Here is a 19,284-nt window from a genome sequence, read left to right on the forward strand (position 1 = left end):
GCCCGCCGCCCGACCCGCCGCCATGACTACTTCCCCCCCCCGAGCAGCCGCCGCGCCGCGCCATCCGCAGCTACGTGGTGCGCGCCGGCCGCATGGGCACCGGGCAGCAGCGCGCGCTGGCCGAGCTGGCGCCGCGTTTCGTGCTGCCCTTTGCCGGGTGCGCCACCGATTTCTCCACGACCTTCGGGCGCCGCGCGCCGCTGGTGGTCGAGATCGGCTTCGGCATGGGCGACGCCACCGCTAGGATCGCCGCCGCGCGGCCCGACACCGACTTCCTCGGCATCGAGGTGCATCCACCCGGCGTCGGCGCGCTGCTGCAGCGCATCGACGAACACGGCCTGACGAACCTGCGCATCGTGCAGCACGACGCGGTGGACGTGCTGGAGCACATGGTCGCGCCGGCCACGCTGGCCGGGGTGCACGTGTTCTTTCCCGATCCGTGGCACAAGAAGCGCCACCACAAGCGCCGGCTGATCCAGCCGCCCTTCGTCGCGCTGCTGGCCAGCCGGCTGGCGCCGGGCGGCTACCTGCACTGCGCCACCGACTGGGAGCCCTACGCGCAGCAGATGCTGGAGGTGCTGTCCGGCGAACCGCTGCTCGCCAACCGTTTCGACACCTGGGCGCCGCGCCCCGACTACCGCCCGCTGACCAAGTTCGAGAACCGCGGCCTGAAGCTCGGCCACGGCGTGTGGGACTTGATCTTCACTCGTGCCACGTGACCCAGCCCATCTGCGCGGTGACCAGCACGACGATGCCGAACACGATGCGGTACCACGCGAACGGCGTGAAGGTGTGGCTGGCGATGTAGCGCAGCAGCCAGCGCACGCAGATCCACGCCGAGACGAACGAGAACAGCAGCCCGACGGCGAACAGGGGCAGGTCGGCCAGCGACAGCAGCGCGCGCTCCTTCCACAGGCTGTAGGCGCCGGCGCCGATCAGCGTCGGGATCGCGAGGTAGAAGCTGAAGTCGGTGGCGGCCTTGCGGCTCAGGCCGAGCAGCATGCCGCCGATGATGGTGGCGCCCGAGCGGCTGGTGCCGGGGATCATCGCCAGGCACTGCACCAGGCCGACCTTGAGCGCGTCCCAGGGCGTCATCTGGTCCACCGAGTCGATGCGCGCCGCGACCACGCGGCGCTCGGCCCACAGGATCACGAAGGCGCCGACGATGAAGGCGCTGGCCACCACCGTCGGCGTGAACAGGTGCGCCTTGATCGCCTTGCCGAACAGCAGCCCGAGCAGCACCGCCGGCGCGAAGGCGATCGCCACGTTCAGCGTGAAGCGGCGCGCCTCGTCGCTGCCACGGCCCAGGCCGGCGGCGGTGTCGCGCAGGCGCTGCCAGTAGACGATGATCACCGCGACGATCGCGCCGGTCTGGATCGCGATGTCGAACACCTTGCTCTTCTCGTCGGTGAAGCCCAGCAGCGAGCCGGTGAGGATCAGGTGCCCGGTGCTCGAGATCGGCAGGAACTCGGTCAGGCCCTCGACGATGCCCATCACGGCCGCCTTGGCCAGGAAGATCCACTGCGCAACGTCCAAACCGAAGCTCCGGGTTTTCGAGAGTGGCGCGGATCATAAAGGCCTCGTGCGGGCCGCCCGTGACGCCGCCGCCCCGCATTCAGGGCGGTGGCGCCGCATGACATGCTTGACCTGGGCCTACCCGCGCCGGTATATTACTGACCGGTCAGTCAGTATCGTGATGCCCGAGACACCCACCGCCCCCACGCCGCCGCGCCAGCGCCGCAAGGAAGCCCGCCCGCAGGAGTTGATCGACGCCGCGCTCGAGCTGTTCGCCGAGAAGGGCTTCGCGGCGACGCGCTCCGAGGAGGTGGCGGCGCGCGCCGGCGTCTCCAAGGGCACGCTCTATCTCTACTACCCGAGCAAGGAAGAGCTGCTCAAGGCGGTGATCAGCCAGCGGCTGTCCAGCGAGATCGAGGCGGTGCGCGAGTACGCGCGCGGCTACCGCGGCGACTGCGCCAGCCTGCTGCGCGAGGTGTTCACCGAGTGGTGGCGCCGCGTCTTCGACAGTCCGACCTCGGCGGTGTTCAAGCTCGTGATCACCGAGGTGCGCAACTTCCCGGAGATCGCCGCCTTCTACCGCGCCGAGGTGGTCGACCCCGCCACCGCGCTGGTCGGCTCGGTGATCGAGCGCGGCATCGCCAGCGGCGAGTTCCGCGCGGTGGACACGCGCGGCGCGGTGATGTCGCTGCTGTTCCCGATGATCATGCTGTGCCTGCACAAGCACTCGCTGGGCGCCTGCGCGCCGACGCTGGAGATGATGGATCCGCACGAGTTCATCGGGCAGCACGTCGACATCGTGCTGCACGGCCTGCGGGGCCGTTCATGAAGCGCCACCTGAAGTGGATCGTGCCGCTGCTGGCGGTGCTGCTGCTCGGCCTCGCGGTGCTGCGCGTGATCGACAAGCGGCGCAGCGAGCAGGCCGCCGCCGCGCCGGCGCGCGAGACGCTCGCGCTCGACCTCGCGCCGGCCGACGTGGTCACGGCGCGCCGCGCGACGCTCACGCGCACGCTCGAGGTCTCGGGCGGGCTGCGCGCCGTCAACAGCGCGCTGGTGAAGGCCAAGGTGGCCGCCGAGCTGCGCACGCTCGGCGTGCGCGAGGGCGACCGCGTCAAGGCCGGCCAGGTGATCGGCCAGCTCGACACCGTGGAACTCGACTGGCGCCTGCGCCAGGCCGAGCAGGCCGCCGCCTCGGCGCGCGCCCAGCTCGACATCGCCCGGCGCGCGCTGGAGAACAACCGCGCGCTGGTGGCTCAGGGCTTCATCTCGCCGACCGGGCTGGAGACCTCGGTGAACAACGAGGCCGCGGCGCGCGCCAACCACGAGGCCGCGGTGGCCGCGGTGGAGCTGGCGCGCAAGTCGCGCGCCGACGGCACGCTGGTGGCGCCGATCGCCGGGCTGGTGTCGCAGCGCCTGGCGCAGCCCGGCGAGCGCGTGCCGGTGGACGGCCGCATCGTCGAGATCGTCGACCTCGCGCGCATCGAGCTGGAGGCGGCGGTGGCGCCGGAAGACGTGGTGCAGCTCGCGCTCGGCCAGGCCGCGACGCTGCACATCGACGGCCTGCCCGAGCCGGTGGGCGCGCGGGTGGCGCGCGTCAACCCGAGCGCGCAGACCGGCAGCCGCTCGGTGCTGGTCTACCTCGAGGTCGATGCGCACCCGGCGCTGCGCCAGGGCCTGTTCGCGCGCGGCCGCGTCGCGCTGGCGCAGTTGCAGGGCATCGCGGTGCCGCTGGCGGCGGTGCGCACCGATCTCTCGCAGCCCTACGTGCTGCAGGTGCAGGAAGGCCGCGCGGCGCTGAAGACCGTCAAGCTCGGCGCGCGCGGCGAGCTCGACGGCCAGCCCTGGGTCGTCGTCGCCGAGGGCCTGGCCGACGGCGCGGTGGTGCTCAGCGGCAGCGCCGGCGCGGTGCGCGACGGCACGCCGGTGCGGCTGGCTCCGGCGGCCCCGGCGGCCTCGCGCTGAGCGGCATCGGCCATGTGGTTCACCCGCGTCTCGATCGCCAACCCGGTGATGGCCGTGATGGTGATGCTCGCCTTCGTCGTGCTGGGCCTGTTCAGCTACCAGCGCCTGGCGGTCGACCAGTTCCCGAACATCGACCTGCCGACCGTGGTGGTGCAGATGGACTACCCCGGCGCCTCGCCGGAGATCATCGAGTCGGAGGTCACCAAGAAGGTCGAGGAGGCGGTCAACACCGTCGCCGGCATCGGCTCGCTGTACTCGCGTTCGTATGAGGGCACGTCGGTCGTCATCATCGAGTTCAACCTCGACATCGACGGCCGCAAGGCCGCCGACGACGTGCGCGAGAAGGTCGCGCTGATCCGCCCCAACCTGCGCGACGAGGTGAAGGAGCCGCGCATCTTCCGCTTCGACCCGGCCAACGCGCCGATCTTCAACGTCGCCCTGCTCTCGCCCGACGGCAGCCGCTCGGCGCAGGCGCTGAGCACCTGGGCCACGCAGGTGCTGCAAAAGCGCCTGGAGAACGTGCGCGGCGTCGGCTCGGTGACGCTGGTCGGCGGCGTCGAGCGCGAGATCAACCTGCACGTGCGCCCGGCCGCGCTGGAGGCCTTCGGCATCGGCGTCGACCAGATCGTCGCCGCGGTGAAGAGCGAGAACCAGGAGCTGCCGATGGGCGCGATCCGCTCGGCCGAGCAGGAGCGCGTGGTGCAGATCAACGCGCGGCTGAAGCGGCCGGAGGATTTCCGCGACATCGTGGTGGCCCGGCGCAACGGCCAGGCCGTCAAGCTCTGGCAGGTGGCCGACGTGGTCGACGGCCCGCAGGAGCTCGAGAGCCTGGCGCTGTACAACGGCCAGCGCACCGTGCTGCTGTCGGTGCAGAAGAGCCAGGGCGAGAACACCATCGCGGTGGTCGACGGGCTGATGAAGGCGCTCGACGAAGCCAAGTCCGTCACGCCGCCGGGCGTGACGCTGGAGGTGAACCGCGACAACTCGCGCGGCATCCGCGTCTCGGTGGCCAACGTCAAGCGCACGCTGCTCGAAGGCGCGGCGCTCACGGTGCTGATCGTGTTCCTGTTCCTGAACAGCTGGCGCTCCACCGTCATCACCGGCCTGACGCTGCCGATCGCGCTGATCGGCACCTTCCTGTTCATGTACGCCTTCGGCTTCACGATCAACGGCATCACGATGATGGCGCTGAGCCTGTGCGTGGGCCTGCTGATCGACGACGCCATCGTCGTGCGCGAGAACATCGTGCGCCACGTGCAGATGGGCAAGAGCGCGCGCGACGCGGCGCTCGACGGCACCGCCGAGATCGGGCTGGCGGTGCTGGCCACCACGCTGTCGATCGTCGCGGTGTTCCTGCCGATCGGCTTCATGGGCGGCATCGTCGGCAAGTTCTTCCACGAGTTCGGCATCACCATCGTCGCCGCGGTGCTGATCTCGATGTTCGTCAGCTTCACGCTGGACCCGATGCTCTCCAGCGTGTGGCACGACCCGTCGGCGCACGGCGCGCACCGCGGGCCGCCGCTCACGCTGTACGACAAGACGCTGGGCCGCGTCACGCTGCGGTTCGAGCGCTTCACCGACTGGCTGGGCGAGGTCTACCAGCGCCTGCTGGGCTGGTCGCTGAAGCACAAGCTCGCCACGCTGGCGCTGGCGGCGGCCACGCTGGTGGGCAGCGTCGTGCTGCTGCCGGTGCTCGGCGCCGAGTTCGTGCCCAAGCCCGACCTGTCCGAGACGCAGATCAACTTCTACACGCCGGTCGGCTCGTCGCTGGAGGTCACCGAGCTGCGCGCGCGGCAGGTCGACGCCGCGCTGCGCGAGTTCCCGGAGGTGCGCTACACCGTCACCACCATCAACAGCGGCTTCGCCGCCGGCAAGAACAACGCCTCGACCTACGTGCGCCTGGTCGACCGCCACGAGCGCCAGCGCAGCATCGCCGCGCTGACCGCGCCGATACGCGACCGGCTCGCGCGCATTCCCGGCATCACCGTCACCAACATCGGCCCGACCGACCTGGGCGGCGGCAAGAGCCTGCAGTTCTCCGTGCAGGGCGCCGACCTCGGCGAGCTGGCGCGGCTGTCGCGCCTGATCGACGCCCGGCTGCGCGAGATCCCCGGCCTGGTCGACCTCGACAGCACGCTCAAGGCCGACAAGCCGACCGTCTCCGTCGAAGTCAAGCGCGACGCCGCCGCCGACGCCGGGCTGAACGTCAACGCGCTGGCCGGCACGCTGCGCACGCTGGTGGCCGGCCTGACCGTGGGCAACTGGCGCGCCCCCGACGGCGAGAACTACGACGTCAACGTGCGCCTCGCGCCCGAGGGCCGCGTCGCGATCGACGACCTGCAGCGCCTGCCGATCACCGTGGCCGCCGCGGCCGACGGCGCGCCGCGCGTGGTGCGGCTCGCGCAGGTGGCCGACATCCGCGCCTCGACGGGCCCGAACCAGATCAACCGCCGCGACCTGAACCGCGAGATCAACTTCGACGCCAACGCGCTGGGCCGCAGCACCGGCGAGGTCTCGGCCGACGTGAAGAAGGCGCTCGACGGCATCGCCTGGCCGCCCGGCTACCGCTACGTGTTCGGCGGCTCGACCAAGAACATGAACGAATCGTTCCAGTACGCCGTCGGCGCGCTGGCGCTGGCGATCGTGTTCATCTACATGATCCTGGCCAGCCAGTTCAAGAGCTTCCTGCAGCCGATCGCGCTGATGAGTTCGCTGCCGCTGACGCTGATCGGCGTGGTGCTGGCGCTGCTGCTGTTCGGCTCGACGCTGAACATGTTCTCGATCATCGGCATCGTGATGCTGATGGGGCTGGTGACCAAGAACGCGATCCTGCTGATCGACTTCGCGATCCGCGCGCGGCGCGGCGAGCACGCCGGCGAGCACGGGCTGGACCACGACGTGGCGCCGCTGGCGCGCGACGAGGCGCTGCTGCACGCCGCGCGCGTGCGGCTGCGGCCCATCCTGATGACGACGCTGGCGATGGTGTTCGGCATGGTGCCGCTGGCCTTCGCGCTCAGCGAGGGCTCGGAGCAGCGCGCGCCGATGGGCCAGGCGGTGATCGGCGGCGTGATCACCTCCTCGCTGCTGACGCTGGTGGTGGTGCCGGTGATCTACTGCTACCTCGACGACCTCGCCGCCTGGCTCAAGCGCCGCTTCGCCGCGCCGCCGCCTGCGCAAGGTCAAGCCGGCGCCTGGACGGCGGCCAAATAAAATCGCCGGTTGCCCGCCAAAGTTTCCCCGAGAGACACCCCATGAACATCGAACAAGCCCGCTTCAACATGATCGAGCAGCAGATCCGGCCCTGGAACGTGCTCGACCCGGCCGTGCTCTCGCTGCTGACCGTCGTCAAGCGCGAGGACTTCGTGCCCGCCGCCTACCGCGCGCTGGCCTTCGTCGACACCGAGGTGCCGCTGCCGGCCGGCCAGTGCATGCTGGCGCCGCGCGTCGAGGCACGCATGCTGCAGGAGCTGAACGTGCACAAGCACGAGCGCGTGCTCGAGATCGGCGCCGGCTCGGGCTACATGGCGGCGCTGCTGGCGCACCGCGCGCAGCACGTGACCACGCTGGAGATCGTGCCGGAACTCGCCCGGCTGGCCGCCGACAACCTCAAGCGCGCCGCGATCGTCAACGCCACGGTGCGCGAGGCCGACGGCTCGCGCGGCGTGCCGGCCGAGGCGCCGTTCGACGCCATCGTGCTGTCGGGCTCGGTGGCCGAGGTGCCGGCCGGGCTGCTCGGCCAGCTCAAGCTCGGCGGCCGGCTGATCGCCATCGCCGGCCAGCAGCCGGTGATGCGCTGCACGCTGGTCACGCGCAGCGGCGAACACGCCTTCACCAGCGTCGAGCTGTTCGACACCGTCGCGGCGCGCCTGCGCGGCTTCGACGAGCAGCCGCGCTTCCACTTCTGACGGCGCCGACGGCGATGCGGCAGTTGCGCGCCACCGAGGTGCAGGGCTGGGCCGCCGAAGCGGCACGGGCCGGCGCGGCGCCGCTGCTGCTCGACGTGCGCGAGCCCTGGGAGTTCGCGCTGGCGGCGATCCAACTGCCCGGCGCGAGCACGCTCAACCTGCCGATGGGGCAGATCCCGCGGCGCCTGGCCGAGCTCGATCCGGCGCAGCCCATCGTCTGCATCTGCCACCACGGCATGCGATCGGCGCAGGTCGTCGCATTCCTCGAGCGCGCCGGCTTCGCTTCGGTCTACAACCTCGCCGGCGGCATCGACGCCTGGTCGGCGCAGGTCGACCCGGCGCTGCCGCGCTACTGAATTCACGAGTCAGCCCCAAGGATTCCCGCCATGCCCGCCTCGCGCCGCCGCCCCGTCTTCGCCCCCGCCGCCCTCGCCTTCGCGCTCGGGCTCGCGTTCGGCGCCCCCGCGCGGGCGCAGAGCCTGCAAGAGGTCTACGAGGCCGCGCGCGGCTACGACGCCAGCTTCCTGGCCGCGCGCGCGCTGCTCGACTCGGCGCAGTACCGCGCCGAGCAGGCCAAGGCGCTGAACCGGCCCTCGGTCGGCCTGCAGTTGCAGGGCCAGCGCAGCACCAGCGACACGCCCTACGCCAGCACGCTGAAGACCGACACCAACACCGTCAGCGCCGGCCTGAGCGCGTCGCAAAGCCTGTTCAACCGCGCCAACAGCGTCAGCATCGAGCAGGCCGAGAAGGCGCTCGCGATCTCGCGCGCCGACTTCGAGAGCGCCGAGCAGGAGCTGATCGTGCGCGTCGCGCAGGCCTACTTCGACGTGCTGGCCGCGCAGGACACGCTGGCCACCACGCGCACCAGCAAGGCCGCGATCAGCGAGCAGCTCGCCTCGGCCAAGCGCAACTTCGAGGTCGGCACCGCGACCATCACCGACACGCGCGAGGCGCAGGCGCGCTTCGACCTCGCCAGCGCGCAGGAGATCGCCGCCGAGAACGACCTGCGCACCAAGAGCATCGCGCTCGACCAGTTGGTCGGCCGCACCGGCGTCGAGCCGCGCGGCCTGGCGGTGCCGGTGGCGCTGCCGCCGGTGCAGCCGCCGGCGGTGGACGAATGGGTGCTGCGCGCCGACGCCGAACACCCGCTGGTGCGCAAGGCGGCGCTGGGCTACGACGTGGCCAAACTCGAAACCGAGAAGGCGCGCGCCGGCCACCTGCCGACCGTGACGCTCAACGGCAGCGTCGGCAAGGCGCACGTGAGCACCAGCGGCGACGCGCGCGTCAGCACCGGCGGCGGCAGCGCCATCGTGCCCTACGACGCCTCGGGCACCGGCACCAACACCGCCATCGGCGTGACGCTGCAGATGCCGCTGTTCGCCGGCTACGCGATCCAGAACCGCGTCAAGGAGACGCTGCTGCTCGAGGAGAAGTCGCGCAACGACCTGGAAGCCGCGCGCCGCGGCGTCGCGCAGCTCACGCGCCAGGCCTACTTCGGCGTGCAGTCGGGGCAGGCGCAGGTGAAGGCGCTGGAGGCGGCGGAATCGTCCAGCCAGCTCGCGCTGGAAGCGACGCAGCTCGGCTACAAGGTCGGCGTGCGCGTCAACCTCGACGTGCTGAACGCGCAGACGCAGTTGTTCCAGACGCGCCGCGACCTGGCCAAGGCGCGCTACGACGTGCTGGTGGGCTCGCTGCGGCTGCGCCAGGCGGCCGGGCTGCTGAAACCGGAAGACGTGGCGGCGCTGAACCAGTTGCTGGCGCGCTGACCCGGGCTGCTCACTCGGCCGGCACCGGCCCGCGCACTTCGAGCACGCGGCCGAGCGGGTCGAGCCGCAGCAGCAGCGTCAGCGCCGCCTCGCCGGCAAAGCCGGCTTCGAGCGCCTGCAGCGCGGCCGCCAGCGCGCGGCGCGCCGGCTCACCGTCTCCACCCGCTTCGTCGCGCAAGGCCTGCCGCGCCCCACGCAGCGCCAGCGTCGCCGCCGGCCCGGCGTCGCCGAGCGCCAGGCGCAGCGTGTGCCAGGCCGCCAGCATGCGCAGCGCGCAGTGCGCGACGAGGCGGCGCTGCGCGAACTCGGCGGCCACGTCCTCGCCGGCGCGCAGGCGCCGGGCCAGCGCGTCGGCGGCGTCGCGCGCGAGCTGCCATTGCTGCTCGGCCTGCGCGCAGAAATCGGCCACGCGCGCCACGAACACCGGCTTGCGGATCGCGCCGGCGTGGTTCTCCTCGACTTCGCGCAGGTAGCGGCTCAGGTCCTGCAGCAGCGCGCGCAGGCGCTCGTCGGCGCTCGACGAACGGCGCAGCCAGCCGGCCGAATCGGCGCGGATCGCCGCCACCTCGCGGCGCAAGCGGCGCAGGTACAGCGGCGCGCAGTGCAGCGCCATCACGATCGCGGCCAGCGCGGGTGAGCGCGCCGCGTCGAGCGACTGCGCCGGCACGGCACGCAGCTCGGCGGCGGCCAGCTCGCCGCGCGCCAGCGGCAGGGCGGCGCCGGCGCGCAGCGTCAGGCGGTACAGATCGGTGTCGGCGTCGCCGCCGGCCGCGGGCGCGGCCAGCAGCGAGGCATGGCTGAGCGCGGCGGCCAGCGCGTCGCACTGCATCGGCGTCGGCGCGGCGCGCGCGGCGCGGCGCCACTCGTCGGCGCGGGCGCGCTCCAGCGCCAGCACCGGCTCGGCGGCGCCGTCGCGCAGTTCGTAGCGGCGCGAGCGCGTCGCCACCAGCAGCGCCGGCAGGCGCACCACCGGCGGCGCCACCAGCGCGGCCACCGGGTTGCGCTGCGGCGCGAGCGGCGCGGGCAGCGGCGCCAGCGGGTTGCCCGGCGCGCGGGAGGCGGATGACGGCACACCGCCGCGCGGCTCGCGCGCCGCGGTGGCGGCCGGCACGCCGCGCGCGCCCTGCCCGCCGTGCGGCGGCGGCTCACCGGGGCCTGGCCGGCGGCGCAGCCACAGCAGGCCGGCCAGCGCGGCGCACACCAGCGCCAGCACCGCCACCAGCCACCATGCCAGTTCCTGCATCGCCTCGGGCCTCCTGCGTGGCATCGTGCCACGAACCGCGGCGCGGTGCGAAAGGTCGCATCGGCCGCTGGGCTATCGGCGCGTCAGCGCGCGGCGTGGCGCCGCGCCAGCGCGTCGATCGCCAGCAGGTAGCCGTCGATCCCCAGGCCGACGATGACGCCGGCGGCCACCGGCGACAGCCACGAGTGGTGGCGGAAGCTCTCGCGCGCGTGCACGTTGCTGATGTGCACCTCGATCACCGGCACCTCGACGGCGCGCACCGCGTCGTGCAGCGCGATCGAGGTGTGGGTGTAGGCGCCGGCATTGATCACCACGCCGGCCACGCCGCCGGCCTGGAAGCCGCGGCCGGCCTCGTGGATCGCGTCGACCAGCACGCCCTCGTGGTTGGACTGGCGGAAGTCGAGCGTGAAGCCGCGCTCGCGCGCCCGCTCGGCGCACAGCCGCTCGACGTCGGCCAGCGTGGCGCTGCCGTAGGTGGCGGGCTCGCGCGTGCCGAGCAGGTTCAGGTTCGGGCCGTTCAGGACGAGGATGGCGGGCATGGCGGTGCGTCTCGGGGGGATCGGTGCGATCCGGTCCCGCTTTGTACCTCAGGCCACAGCGCGACGATCGCCTCGGCCATGCGCCGCGCCGCGCCGCGATGCCCGGCCGCGAAGGCGCGCGCGGCCTCGCCGAGCCGCGCCAGGCGCGCCGCGTCGGCGAGCAGCGCGAGCGCGGCATCCAGCGCGGCGTCGACCGTCTCGGCGCGCAGCGCGGCGCCGGCCGCCTCGGCGCGCTCGGCGGCTTCGGCGAAGTTGAAGGTGTGCGGCCCCATCACCACCGGGCAGCCGCAGGCCAGCGCCTCGATCAGGTTCTGCCCGCCCAGCGGCGCGAAGCTGCCGCCCAGCAGCGCCACCTGGGCCAGCCCGTAGTACAGCGGCATCTCGCGCATCGAGTCGCCCAGCCAGGCGTCGGCGGCGAGCGCGCCGTCGGACGGCGCCTGCTCGCCCCAGGCGCTGCGCCGCGCGACGGCCAGGCCCGCCGCCTGCATCGCCGCGGCGACCTCGTCGAAGCGCTGCGGGTGGCGCGGCACGATCACCAGCAGCGGGCGGCCCGGCAGCGCGGCGCGCCGGCACGCCCAGGCCGCCAGCAGCGGCGCCTCCTCGCCCTCGCGCGAGACCGCGAACAGCAGCACCGGCCGGCCGGCCAGCGTGGCGCGCCACGCGGCGCCGCGCGCCACCAGCGCGGGGTCGGGCGCCACGTCGAACTTCAGGTTGCCGCACACGCGCACGTCGCGCGCGCCGGCCGAGCGCAGGCGCTGCGCATCGGCCTCGGTCTGCGCCAGCACCAGCGACAGCGCCTCGACCGCCGGGCGGATCAGCGCCGCGTAGCGCTCGCCCTGGCGCCGGCTTTTTTCCGACAGGCGCGCGTTGGCCAGCACCAGCGGCACGCCCTGCGCCCGGGCGCTGGTCAGCAGGTTGGGCCAGACCTCGGTTTCCATCAGCACGCCCAGCGCCGGGCGGAAGTGCGAGAGGAAGCGCCGCACCGCGCCGGGTGTGTCGAAGGGCAGCCAGCTCTGCCGGTCGCCCGCGCGCAGCAGCTCGCGGCCGGCCTCGCGGCCGGTGGCGGTGCTGTGCGTCAGCAGCAGGCGCAGGCCCGGCCGGCGCTCGCGCAACGCGTCGACCAGCGCGGCGGCGGCGCGCGTCTCGCCGAGCGACACCGCGTGCAGCCACAGCCAGCCGGCCGAGGGCGCGCCGGCGTGCCGGCCGAAACGCTCGCCGAGCGCCTCGCGGTACGGCGGCTCGGCGCGGCCGCGCCACCACAGGCGCAGCAGGTACAGCGGCTGCGCCAGCCACAGCGCGGCGGAGTACAGCGCGCGCGCCATCGCCGCGGGCCGGGTCACGAAGCCGCGACCAGCACGTTGCTCCAGGCCAGCCAGGCGGCCTGCACCGCCGGCGGCCGGCCTTCCAGCGCGACCTGGTGGCGGTGCCCCTGCCCGCCGGCCTGCGGCCCGGTGCGCCAGGCGCTCGGCGCGTTGTAGAGCTGCACGTGCGGCAGGTCGAGCGCCACCGCGAGGTGGCTCAGCCCGCCGTCGACGCCGATCACGCCCTGCGTCAGCGCGAGGCGGTCGAGCGCCGCGTCCAGCGCCATCGTCGGCCAGACCTCGACGTGGAAGGCCTTCTCGTACTGCAGCCCGGCGGCGATCAGCTCGGCGCGGGTCTGCTCCATCTCGTTGCCCTGCGGCAGCGCGATGCGCCAGCCGGCCTCGATGACACGCTTGCCGAGCTGGATCCAGTGCTCGACCGGCCAGAGCCGCTCGTCGTGCGACGCGCCGTGCGCGAAGGCCACCGTCGGGCTGGCCGTCTTGAACAGGCGCTGCTTCGGGTTCAGGCCGTACTTCGGCGGCCCCTCGGGCGCGCGGCCGAGCGCGGCGCCGGCCAGCACGCGCGCGCGGTCCACGGCGTGGATGCGCGGCGCGACGCGGATCGCCCGGTCGGCCAGCCAGCCGGCCAGCGGCTCGTAGGCCTCGCCCTCGGTGCGGTTGGCCAGGCCGAAGCGCGTGCCGCGCGCCTGCCGGGCGGCGAGCGCCGAGCCGAGCACGCCTTGCAGGTCGATCACCGCGTCGTAGCTCTCCTGCCGGAGCTGGGCCTTGAAGGCGCGCCACTCGGCGCGCGTCGCGCCGCTCCACCAGGCGCGCCGCCAGCGCTGCATCGGCGCCTCGACGACGCGCCGCACGCCGGCCACGCGCCGCACCAGCGGCGCGAAGGCCGGCTCGACCACCCAGTCGATCACCGCCTCGGGATGAGCGGCGCGGATGTCCTGCACCGCCGGCATCGCGTGCACCACGTCGCCGAGCGACGAGAGCCTGACGATCAGGACCTTCACGCCCGCGCCCGCCCGTCGTTCAGTGCGCCGCGGCGGCGAAGGTGGCGTCGGGCTTGACGGCGCGCAGCGCGGCCATCATGTCGGCCTCGATGCGGTGCAGCGCCTCGGGGGTGTGGCCCTCGAAGCGCAGCACCAGCACCGGCGTGGTGTTGGAGCTGCGCACCAGGCCGAAGCCGTCGTCGTACTCGACACGCACACCGTCGATGGTCACCACCTCCCTCGCGCCGGGGAACTTCGCCGTTGCCAGCAGCCGCTGCACCACCTGCTGCGGCTCGCCTTCCCGGCAGGGCACGTTCAGTTCGGGCGTGCTGAAGCTGGTGGGCAGCGCGTCGAGCACCGCGCTCGGGTTCTTGGCACGCGAGAGGATCTCGAGCAGCCGCGCCGCGGTGTAGGTGGCGTCGTCGAAGCCGTACCAGCGCTCGCCGAAGAAGATGTGGCCGCTCATCTCGCCGGCGATCGGCGCGCCGATCTCGCGCATCTTGGCCTTGATCAGCGAGTGGCCGGTCTTCCACATCAGCGGCACGCCGCCGGCGGCGCGGATCGCCGGCGCGAGGCGCTGCGTGCACTTGACGTCGAAGATCACCGTGCCGCCCTGGTTGCGCGAGAGGATGTCCTGCGCGAACAGCATCAACTGGCGGTCGGGGTAGATGATGTGGCCGTCGACGGTGACCACGCCGAGCCGGTCGCCGTCGCCGTCGAAGGCCAGGCCCAGTTCGGCGCCGCTGGACTTCACGGTGCGGATCAGGTCGGCCAGGTTCTCCGGCTTGCTCGGATCGGGGTGGTGGTTGGGGAAGTCGCCGTCGACTTCCGAGTACAGCTCGATCACCTCGCAGCCCAGCGCGCGCAGGATCGCCGGGGCCGAGGCGCCGGGGATGCCGTTGCCGGAATCGACCACGATCTTCATCGGGCGCGCGAGCTTGCAGTCGCCCGCGATGCGCGCCGCGTACTCGGGCCCGATGTCCATCGCCGCCGAGCGGCCCGCGCCGCCGACGCAGTCCTCGCGCTCGATGCGCCGGCGCAGGGCCTGGATGGCGTCGCCGTAGATCGCCTTGCCGGCCAGCACCATCTTGAAGCCGTTGTAGTCCTTCGGGTTGTGGCTGCCGGTCACCTGGATGCCGCTGTTGCAGCCGTGCGCCCCGCGCGTGGCGGCCACGTAGTAGAGCATCGGCGTGGTGACGGCGCCGAGGTCGACCACGTCGAGCCCGGTGGACGCCAGCCCGCGGATCAGCGCCGCCGCGAGGCCGGGGCCCGACAGGCGCCCGTCGCGCCCCACCGCCACCGCGCGCTCGCCGGCCGCGACGGCTTCGCTGCCGAAGGCGCGGCCGAGCTGCTCGGCGAAGGCTTCGTCGATGGTCTTGCCGACCACGCCGCGGATGTCGTAGGCCTTGAAGATGCTGGGGTCGACTTTCATGTCTGGGCTGGGGTGAGAATCGGGGGGCATTGTAGGGAGGCCCGGCCTGGACTCGTCACTGATCATCATCATCCTCGGCGCGGCGCTGGCCGGCTTCATCCAGGGCCTGTCGGGCTTCGGCTTCGGCCTGACCGCGATGGCCGTCTGGGCCTGGGTGCTGGAGCCGCAACTGGCCGCCGTGCTGGCGGTGGCCGGCGCGCTGACCGGCCAGTTGCTGGCGGCCTTCACGGTGCGGCGCGGCTTCGACGCGCCGCGCCTCGCGCCCTTCCTGGCCGGCGGCCTGCTCGGGCTGCCGATCGGGCTGTGGCTGCTGCCGCGGCTGGACGTGCCGCTGTTCCGCGCCGTGCTGGGCGCGCTGCTGGTCACCTGGTGCCCGCTGATGCTGCTGGCGCCGCGCCTGCCGCGCATCACGCGCGGCGGCCGGCTCGGCGACGCCGCCTCGGGCGTGGCCGGCGGCGTGATGGGCGGGCTGGGCGGCTTCACCGGCGCGATCCCGACGCTGTGGTGCACGCTGCGCGGCTTCGACAAGGACGGCCAGCGCGCCATCATCCAGAACTTCAACCTGGCGATGCTCGCCGTGACCTTCGCCGCCTACCTCGCCAAAGGCTTCGTCACGCCCGCGATGCTGCCCTCGCTGGCGATCGTGCTGCCGGCGATGCTGCTGCCGGCGCTGCTGGGCATGCGCGTCTACATCGGCATCAGCGAGCAGGCGTTCCGCCGCATCGTGCTGCTGCTGCTGACGGCCTCGGGCGTGGCGCTGCTGGCGGCGGCGGTGCCGGTGCTGATGAGCCGCTGAGTCTCACGCGAAGCGCCCGTGCAGGAACCAGCCGCTGCCCGGCCCGTCCGGCAGCCGGCCGCGGTACAGCCACAGCAGCGCGCCGCCGGCGTCCTCGGCGATGAAGTAGTCGCGCTCGGCGAGTTCGTGGTCCCACCAGCCGGCCTCGATGCGCTCGGGGCCGCTGAGCAGTCGCAGCACGCGCCCGCCCAGCAGCGGCTGCCCGCCGCGCGCGGCCAGCGGCTCGGGCGGCGCGAGCAGCCACACCGGGCGCGGCGGCAGGACTGATGGCTCGATCGCGGCGCCGCGCTGGCCGAGGCGCGCCGGCTGCGCCGGCCGCAAGGCGCTGGCGCGCTCGGGGCGGTGGTCGTGCAGCGCATGCAGCGTCTGCACCCGCGCCGCGCCGAGACGCGCCTGCAGGCGCTCGACCAGCCGCACCAGGCCCTCGCGCTCGCTGGCCGCGCTGGGAAACAGCTCGCCGCTGGGCGCCGCGCCGGGCACGATCTCATGGGCCGACAGGGCCAGCTCCAGCGTCGGCGCCGGCAGGCGCAAGCGCATCAGGCGTTCGCGCAGCAGCACCTGCAGGTGCGCCGGGTCGCGCGAGGGCTCGGCCAGCGCCACCTCGAGCAGCGTCTGCGCCGGCACCCGCGCATCGCCGCGCCAGCGCGGCTCGTGCCGCAGCGCCAGCGTGAAGCCGCGCGCGAGCGCGTGCTGCGCGGCCAGCCAGGCGGCCAGGCGCGCCAGCAGCAGCGCCGCGGCGTGCAGCACCTGTTCGGCGCCGTCGGCGCGGGTGAAGAGTTCGAGGCGGCTCTCGAAGCCCGGCGGCGGCGCGAGGGCCTCGCGCGGGTCGGGCCGCTCGCCGTAGGCGCGGTCGAGCTCGGCCAGCAGCGCCGCGCCGAAACGCCGCGCCAGGCTCGCGCGCGGCAGGCGGCGCAGGTCGCCGAGCGTCGCCAGGCCCATGCCCTGCCAGGCCTCGCCGTGCTCGACGCCCGAGGCGAGCAGCCACGGCGGCAGGGCGTCGAGCGCGCGCCGCAGCGCCGCGGCGTCGTGCGCATGCGCGGGCCCCGGGCCGCGCGCCAGCAGCGCGGCGCCGAGCGGCGTCGGCGCGCTGGCGACGCGGATGCGGTGGCCCAGCGGCGCCACCGCCTCGCGCAGCCGCCGCAGCAGCGCCGCCGGCCCGCCGAAGCAGCGCAGGCTGGCGCGCACCTCGAGCAGCACGGTGTCGGCGCTGCGCCGCGCATCGGGCGGCGCCTGCACGCACACGCTGGGCGTGAAGGCGAGCGCCGCGTGCACGACGGCGGCCAGCGCCGCGGCATCGCGCGCCGCGTCGGCCTGGCCGAGACGCAGGTCGGGCGCGAGCGCCAGCGCGGTGGCGCGCTTCTGGCCGGGCTCGACGCCGAGCGCGCGCGCCGCGGCGTTGGCGGCGGCGATGTGGCGGGCGTCTTCGAGTGCGATCGGCGCATCGGCCGCGCCAGCCGCGTCGCCCGCCAGCGTGGCGGCGAAGGCCTCCAGCGACAGCCACGGCAGGTGCAGCGCGATCCACAGCATGGCGAAGCGGCGCGCACGGCGCTCAGCCGATGTCGACGAAGGTGGCCGCCGGCAGCGCGGCCGGGTGCCCGGCGGGGCGGCGGCGCGCCCGCGCCGGGGCCGACAGCACCGGCGGCAGCGCCAGCGTGATCGGCGCTTCCAGCGGCGGGCCGCGGCGCTTGAGCAGGCGCAGCGCCAGCGCATCGGCGCCGGCGGCGTGCAGCGCCAGGCGCAGCGGCGCGGCGCTCGGCCGTTCGGCGGCGGCGCTCTCGCGCATCACGAAGGCGGCGCCGTCGTGCGCCTGCGCGGCCAGTTGCAGGCGGCGCAGCCGCTCGGCGCGCAGCCGCGGCGGCAGCCAGGCCAGCAGCGCGCCGACGTGGCCGCTCTTGAGCGCCTGCTCGACGGCCCACAGGCCGTCGTTGCCGCCGGGCTGCGCGCCCTGGCGCGTCTGCACCACCAGCAGTTGCGCCACGTCCAGCCCGAGCTGGGCCAGCGCCCAGGCCGACAACTGCGCCGGCGGATCGAACAGCATCACCAGCCGGCCGCCGCGCTGCGCCGCGGCCAGCGCGGGCGCGAGCAGGCGCATCTCGCCGATGCCCGGATGCGGCAGCAGCAGTTCGGTCAGCGCGCGGCGCGGCCAGCCGCCGCCGGGCAGTTGGACGTCGAGCGCGGCGAAGCCGCTGGCCACGCCGTCGAGGCGCGTGCGGCCGAGCTGGTGGCCCAGCCACAGCGCGGGGTGCAGGTCTTGCGGGGCGGGGATGGCGGGCATGGCGCTCACTTGCATACTGTAGTTTTATACAGTATTCGGCACGGGCACCCCAGCGCGTTTGCAGGCACGATGGCGGCATGTCTTCCCGTTCTTCCTGTTCACTGCGCACCCACCGCCCCGGCGACATCGGCTGGATCGTCTCGCGCCACGGCGCGCTGTACGCGCAGGAGTACGGCTTCGACGGCGGCTTCGAGGCGCTGGTGGCGCGCATCGGCGCCGATTTCCTGGAACGCTTCGACGCGCAGCGCGAGGCCTGCTGGATCGCCGAGCGCGACGGCGCGAGCGTCGGCAGCGTGATGCTGGTGCAGGCGCGCGACGAGCACACCGGCGCCGTCGTCCCCGACAGCGCGCAGTTGCGCCTGCTGCTGGTCGAACCGGCGGCGCGCGGCCTGCGCCTCGGCGAACGCCTGGTGGCGCAGTGCGAGCAGTTCGCGCGCGAGCGCGGCTACCGCCGCATCGTGCTGTGGACCAACGCCCACCTCGCCGCGGCGCGCGGCATCTACCGCCAGGCCGGCTACCGGCTGACCGGCAGCGAGGCGCACCGCAGCTTCGGGCAGGAGCTGGTGGGCGAAACCTGGGAGCTGACGCTGGCATGAGCGCAGACCCGCCCTGCCCCTGCGGCGCCGGCGCGCCCTACGCGAGCTGCTGCGGCCGCTACCACGCCGGCGCGGAGCACCTGCGGGCGCCCGATGCCGAGCGCCTGATGCGCTCGCGCTACAGCGCCTACGTGCTCGGCCTCACGGACTACCTGCTCGCCACCTGGCATCCGCTCACGCGGCCGGCGCGGCTGGAGCCCGATCCGCCCGGGCTGAAGTGGCTGGGGCTGGAACTGCGCCGCCACCTGCGGCGAGACGACGATCACGCCACGGTGAGCTTCGTCGCGCGCAGCAAGCTCGGCGGACGCGCGCAGAGATTGGTGGAAACCAGCCGCTTCGTGCGCGAGGGCGGACGCTGGTTCTACGTCGACGGCGAGGTCGGGTAGCCGCCGCTCAGGCGAATTCCTGCCGCACCGCCGCCGACATCAGCCGGCGGATGATCCAGCCCAGCAGCGCGCAGCACAGCAGCGTCATCGCCGCGCCCATCGCGCGCGCCGCGGTGACGAAGCCGCCGAACACGCCGAGCGCCTGCTCGGGCAGCGGCGTGCGGCTGAGCGTGCCTTCCACCACCGACTGCACCACCTCGTGCTGGAACCACAGCCCGAGCAGGTTGGCGACGATGGCCAGCACGAGCAGGCCGATGAAGGCGCGGCGCGCCCAGTCCAGGCGCAGCAGCAGGCCGATCGCCGAGGCCAGCGTGGCCAGCGACAGCGCCAGCGCGGCACCCAGCACCCAGGGCAGGTAGGCGAGCAGCAGGCCGGTCAGCGGCGGCTGCGCCGCGGCGTGGCCTTGCGGCAGCGGCAGCAGCGAGGCGACCTCGGCGTTGCGCACCACCGCCGCGGCCACGGCCAGCAGCGCCAGCACGATGAACACCCAGGCCACCGTCGTGACGAACAGCGAGCGGGATCCGACGTTGAAGGTCTGCGTCATGGCGATGTCTCCGGCGCGCCGCC

At 73.9% G+C, this 19,284-nt stretch carries 19 protein-coding genes; 10 read left to right on the forward strand and 9 right to left on the reverse strand.

Annotation, left to right across the window (positions count from 1 at the left end):
• Positions 1–92: 92 nt before the first annotated feature.
• Positions 93–719: a tRNA (guanosine(46)-N7)-methyltransferase TrmB gene (trmB, locus tag QM792_RS13680; protein WP_415151631.1), complete on the forward strand. Its 627-nt coding sequence runs from the start codon at positions 93–95 to the stop codon at positions 717–719.
• Here trmB and QM792_RS13685 read toward each other — a convergent pair.
• Positions 703–1,536: an undecaprenyl-diphosphate phosphatase gene (locus QM792_RS13685; RefSeq protein WP_415150657.1), complete on the reverse strand. Its 834-nt coding sequence runs from the start codon at positions 1,534–1,536 to the stop codon at positions 703–705. The two genes, trmB and QM792_RS13685, sit on opposite strands and share 17 nt — an antisense overlap.
• Before the next feature lie 160 nt (positions 1,537–1,696).
• On the opposite strand from QM792_RS13685, the gene QM792_RS13690 reads away from it, so the two are divergent.
• From QM792_RS13690 to QM792_RS13715, 6 genes are read left to right on the forward strand one after another with little or no spacing between them, the layout of a single operon-like run.
• Positions 1,697–2,344: a TetR/AcrR family transcriptional regulator gene (locus QM792_RS13690; protein ID WP_415150658.1), complete on the forward strand. Its 648-nt coding sequence runs from the start codon at positions 1,697–1,699 to the stop codon at positions 2,342–2,344.
• A complete protein-coding gene (locus QM792_RS13695) occupies positions 2,341–3,477 on the forward strand; it encodes an efflux RND transporter periplasmic adaptor subunit (RefSeq protein ID WP_415150659.1) in 1,137 nt (378 codons plus the stop codon). Before QM792_RS13690 ends, QM792_RS13695 begins: the two co-directional genes overlap by 4 nt.
• Before the next feature lie 12 nt (positions 3,478–3,489).
• On the forward strand, positions 3,490–6,687 hold the full coding sequence (locus QM792_RS13700) for an efflux RND transporter permease subunit (RefSeq protein WP_415150660.1): 3,198 nt from the start codon (positions 3,490–3,492) through the stop codon (positions 6,685–6,687).
• Positions 6,688–6,728: 41 nt separating this feature from the next.
• Entirely contained in the window at positions 6,729–7,382 is a 654-nt protein-coding gene (locus tag QM792_RS13705) for a protein-L-isoaspartate O-methyltransferase family protein (protein ID WP_415150661.1), read from the forward strand.
• 14 nt (positions 7,383–7,396) lie between these two features.
• Complete coding sequence (locus QM792_RS13710) at positions 7,397–7,738, forward strand: rhodanese-like domain-containing protein (protein ID WP_415150662.1); 342 nt, start codon at positions 7,397–7,399, stop codon at positions 7,736–7,738.
• 30 nt (positions 7,739–7,768) lie between these two features.
• Positions 7,769–9,148 (forward strand): TolC family outer membrane protein, encoded by a 1,380-nt coding sequence (locus QM792_RS13715; protein ID WP_415150663.1) that lies wholly within the window; start codon positions 7,769–7,771, stop codon positions 9,146–9,148.
• 10 nt (positions 9,149–9,158) lie between these two features.
• Here the strand turns inward: QM792_RS13715 and QM792_RS13720 are convergent, their stop codons facing one another.
• The 5 genes from QM792_RS13720 to QM792_RS13740 are packed head-to-tail and all read right to left on the reverse strand — an operon-like array spanning position 9,159 to position 14,664.
• Positions 9,159–10,415, reverse strand: coding sequence for a hypothetical protein (locus QM792_RS13720; RefSeq protein WP_415150664.1), 1,257 nt, complete (start codon positions 10,413–10,415; stop codon positions 9,159–9,161).
• A gap of 59 nt (positions 10,416–10,474) precedes the next feature.
• On the reverse strand, positions 10,475–10,930 hold the full coding sequence (gene aroQ, locus QM792_RS13725; RefSeq protein WP_415150665.1) for a type II 3-dehydroquinate dehydratase: 456 nt from the start codon (positions 10,928–10,930) through the stop codon (positions 10,475–10,477).
• Complete coding sequence (gene waaA / locus QM792_RS13730) at positions 10,909–12,252, reverse strand: lipid IV(A) 3-deoxy-D-manno-octulosonic acid transferase (protein ID WP_415151632.1); 1,344 nt, start codon at positions 12,250–12,252, stop codon at positions 10,909–10,911. The genes aroQ and waaA overlap by 22 nt, the downstream gene beginning before the upstream one ends.
• 14 nt (positions 12,253–12,266) lie before the next feature.
• Positions 12,267–13,253 (reverse strand): lipopolysaccharide heptosyltransferase I, encoded by a 987-nt coding sequence (gene waaC / locus QM792_RS13735; protein ID WP_415150666.1) that lies wholly within the window; start codon positions 13,251–13,253, stop codon positions 12,267–12,269.
• A 19-nt stretch (positions 13,254–13,272) separates the two neighbouring features.
• Positions 13,273–14,664 carry a phosphomannomutase/phosphoglucomutase gene (locus QM792_RS13740; protein WP_415150667.1) on the reverse strand — a complete coding sequence of 464 codons (1,392 nt, stop codon included), beginning with the start codon at positions 14,662–14,664 and terminating at the stop codon, positions 13,273–13,275.
• A 46-nt stretch (positions 14,665–14,710) separates the two neighbouring features.
• Here QM792_RS13740 and QM792_RS13745 point away from each other — a divergent pair, with 46 nt between their 5' ends.
• Positions 14,711–15,460, forward strand: a complete 750-nt coding sequence (locus tag QM792_RS13745; protein WP_415151633.1) for a sulfite exporter TauE/SafE family protein — start codon at positions 14,711–14,713, stop codon at positions 15,458–15,460.
• 3 nt (positions 15,461–15,463) lie between these two features.
• Here the strand turns inward: QM792_RS13745 and QM792_RS13750 are convergent, their stop codons facing one another.
• Both QM792_RS13750 and imuA read right to left on the reverse strand, forming a co-directional pair.
• A complete protein-coding gene (locus QM792_RS13750) occupies positions 15,464–16,987 on the reverse strand; it encodes a DNA polymerase Y family protein (RefSeq protein WP_415150668.1) in 1,524 nt (507 codons plus the stop codon).
• Positions 16,988–17,009: 22 nt separating this feature from the next.
• Positions 17,010–17,735, reverse strand: coding sequence for a translesion DNA synthesis-associated protein ImuA (gene imuA, locus QM792_RS13755; RefSeq protein WP_415150669.1), 726 nt, complete (start codon positions 17,733–17,735; stop codon positions 17,010–17,012).
• A 77-nt stretch (positions 17,736–17,812) separates the two neighbouring features.
• Between imuA and QM792_RS13760 the strand changes: the two genes are divergently transcribed.
• Both QM792_RS13760 and QM792_RS13765 read left to right on the forward strand, forming a co-directional pair.
• A complete protein-coding gene (locus QM792_RS13760; protein ID WP_415150670.1) occupies positions 17,813–18,331 on the forward strand; it encodes a GNAT family N-acetyltransferase in 519 nt (172 codons plus the stop codon).
• On the forward strand, positions 18,328–18,717 hold the full coding sequence (locus tag QM792_RS13765; protein WP_415150671.1) for a YchJ family protein: 390 nt from the start codon (positions 18,328–18,330) through the stop codon (positions 18,715–18,717). The genes QM792_RS13760 and QM792_RS13765 overlap by 4 nt, the downstream gene beginning before the upstream one ends.
• A 7-nt stretch (positions 18,718–18,724) precedes the next feature.
• Here QM792_RS13765 and QM792_RS13770 read toward each other — a convergent pair whose 3' ends face one another.
• Positions 18,725–19,261, reverse strand: coding sequence for a hypothetical protein (locus QM792_RS13770; RefSeq protein WP_415150672.1), 537 nt, complete (start codon positions 19,259–19,261; stop codon positions 18,725–18,727).
• Positions 19,262–19,284 lie beyond the last annotated feature (23 nt).

This window comes from Piscinibacter sp., assembly GCF_047600445.1.
Lineage (GTDB): Bacteria > Pseudomonadota > Gammaproteobacteria > Burkholderiales > Burkholderiaceae_C > Piscinibacter.

What these genes read in the sequence shown, in the direction of transcription:
- trmB (WP_415151631.1), top strand. Translation starts at nt 93, where the DNA reads ATGGGCACCGGGCAGCAGCGCGCGCTGGCCGAGCTGGCGCCGCGTTTC.
- QM792_RS13690 (WP_415150658.1), top strand. Translation starts at nt 1,697, where the DNA reads ATGCCCGAGACACCCACCGCCCCCACGCCGCCGCGCCAGCGCCGCAAG.
- QM792_RS13695 (WP_415150659.1), top strand. Translation starts at nt 2,341, where the DNA reads ATGAAGCGCCACCTGAAGTGGATCGTGCCGCTGCTGGCGGTGCTGCTG.
- QM792_RS13700 (WP_415150660.1), top strand. Translation starts at nt 3,490, where the DNA reads ATGTGGTTCACCCGCGTCTCGATCGCCAACCCGGTGATGGCCGTGATG.
- QM792_RS13705 (WP_415150661.1), top strand. Translation starts at nt 6,729, where the DNA reads ATGAACATCGAACAAGCCCGCTTCAACATGATCGAGCAGCAGATCCGG.
- QM792_RS13710 (WP_415150662.1), top strand. Translation starts at nt 7,397, where the DNA reads ATGCGGCAGTTGCGCGCCACCGAGGTGCAGGGCTGGGCCGCCGAAGCG.
- QM792_RS13715 (WP_415150663.1), top strand. Translation starts at nt 7,769, where the DNA reads ATGCCCGCCTCGCGCCGCCGCCCCGTCTTCGCCCCCGCCGCCCTCGCC.
- QM792_RS13720 (WP_415150664.1), bottom strand. Translation starts at nt 10,415, where the DNA reads ATGCCACGCAGGAGGCCCGAGGCGATGCAGGAACTGGCATGGTGGCTG.
- aroQ (WP_415150665.1), bottom strand. Translation starts at nt 10,930, where the DNA reads ATGCCCGCCATCCTCGTCCTGAACGGCCCGAACCTGAACCTGCTCGGC.
- waaA (WP_415151632.1), bottom strand. Translation starts at nt 12,252, where the DNA reads ATGGCGCGCGCGCTGTACTCCGCCGCGCTGTGGCTGGCGCAGCCGCTG.
- QM792_RS13740 (WP_415150667.1), bottom strand. Translation starts at nt 14,664, where the DNA reads ATGAAAGTCGACCCCAGCATCTTCAAGGCCTACGACATCCGCGGCGTG.
- QM792_RS13750 (WP_415150668.1), bottom strand. Translation starts at nt 16,987, where the DNA reads ATGCTGTGGATCGCGCTGCACCTGCCGTGGCTGTCGCTGGAGGCCTTC.
- imuA (WP_415150669.1), bottom strand. Translation starts at nt 17,735, where the DNA reads ATGCCCGCCATCCCCGCCCCGCAAGACCTGCACCCCGCGCTGTGGCTG.
- QM792_RS13760 (WP_415150670.1), top strand. Translation starts at nt 17,813, where the DNA reads ATGTCTTCCCGTTCTTCCTGTTCACTGCGCACCCACCGCCCCGGCGAC.
- QM792_RS13765 (WP_415150671.1), top strand. Translation starts at nt 18,328, where the DNA reads ATGAGCGCAGACCCGCCCTGCCCCTGCGGCGCCGGCGCGCCCTACGCG.
- QM792_RS13770 (WP_415150672.1), bottom strand. Translation starts at nt 19,261, where the DNA reads ATGACGCAGACCTTCAACGTCGGATCCCGCTCGCTGTTCGTCACGACG.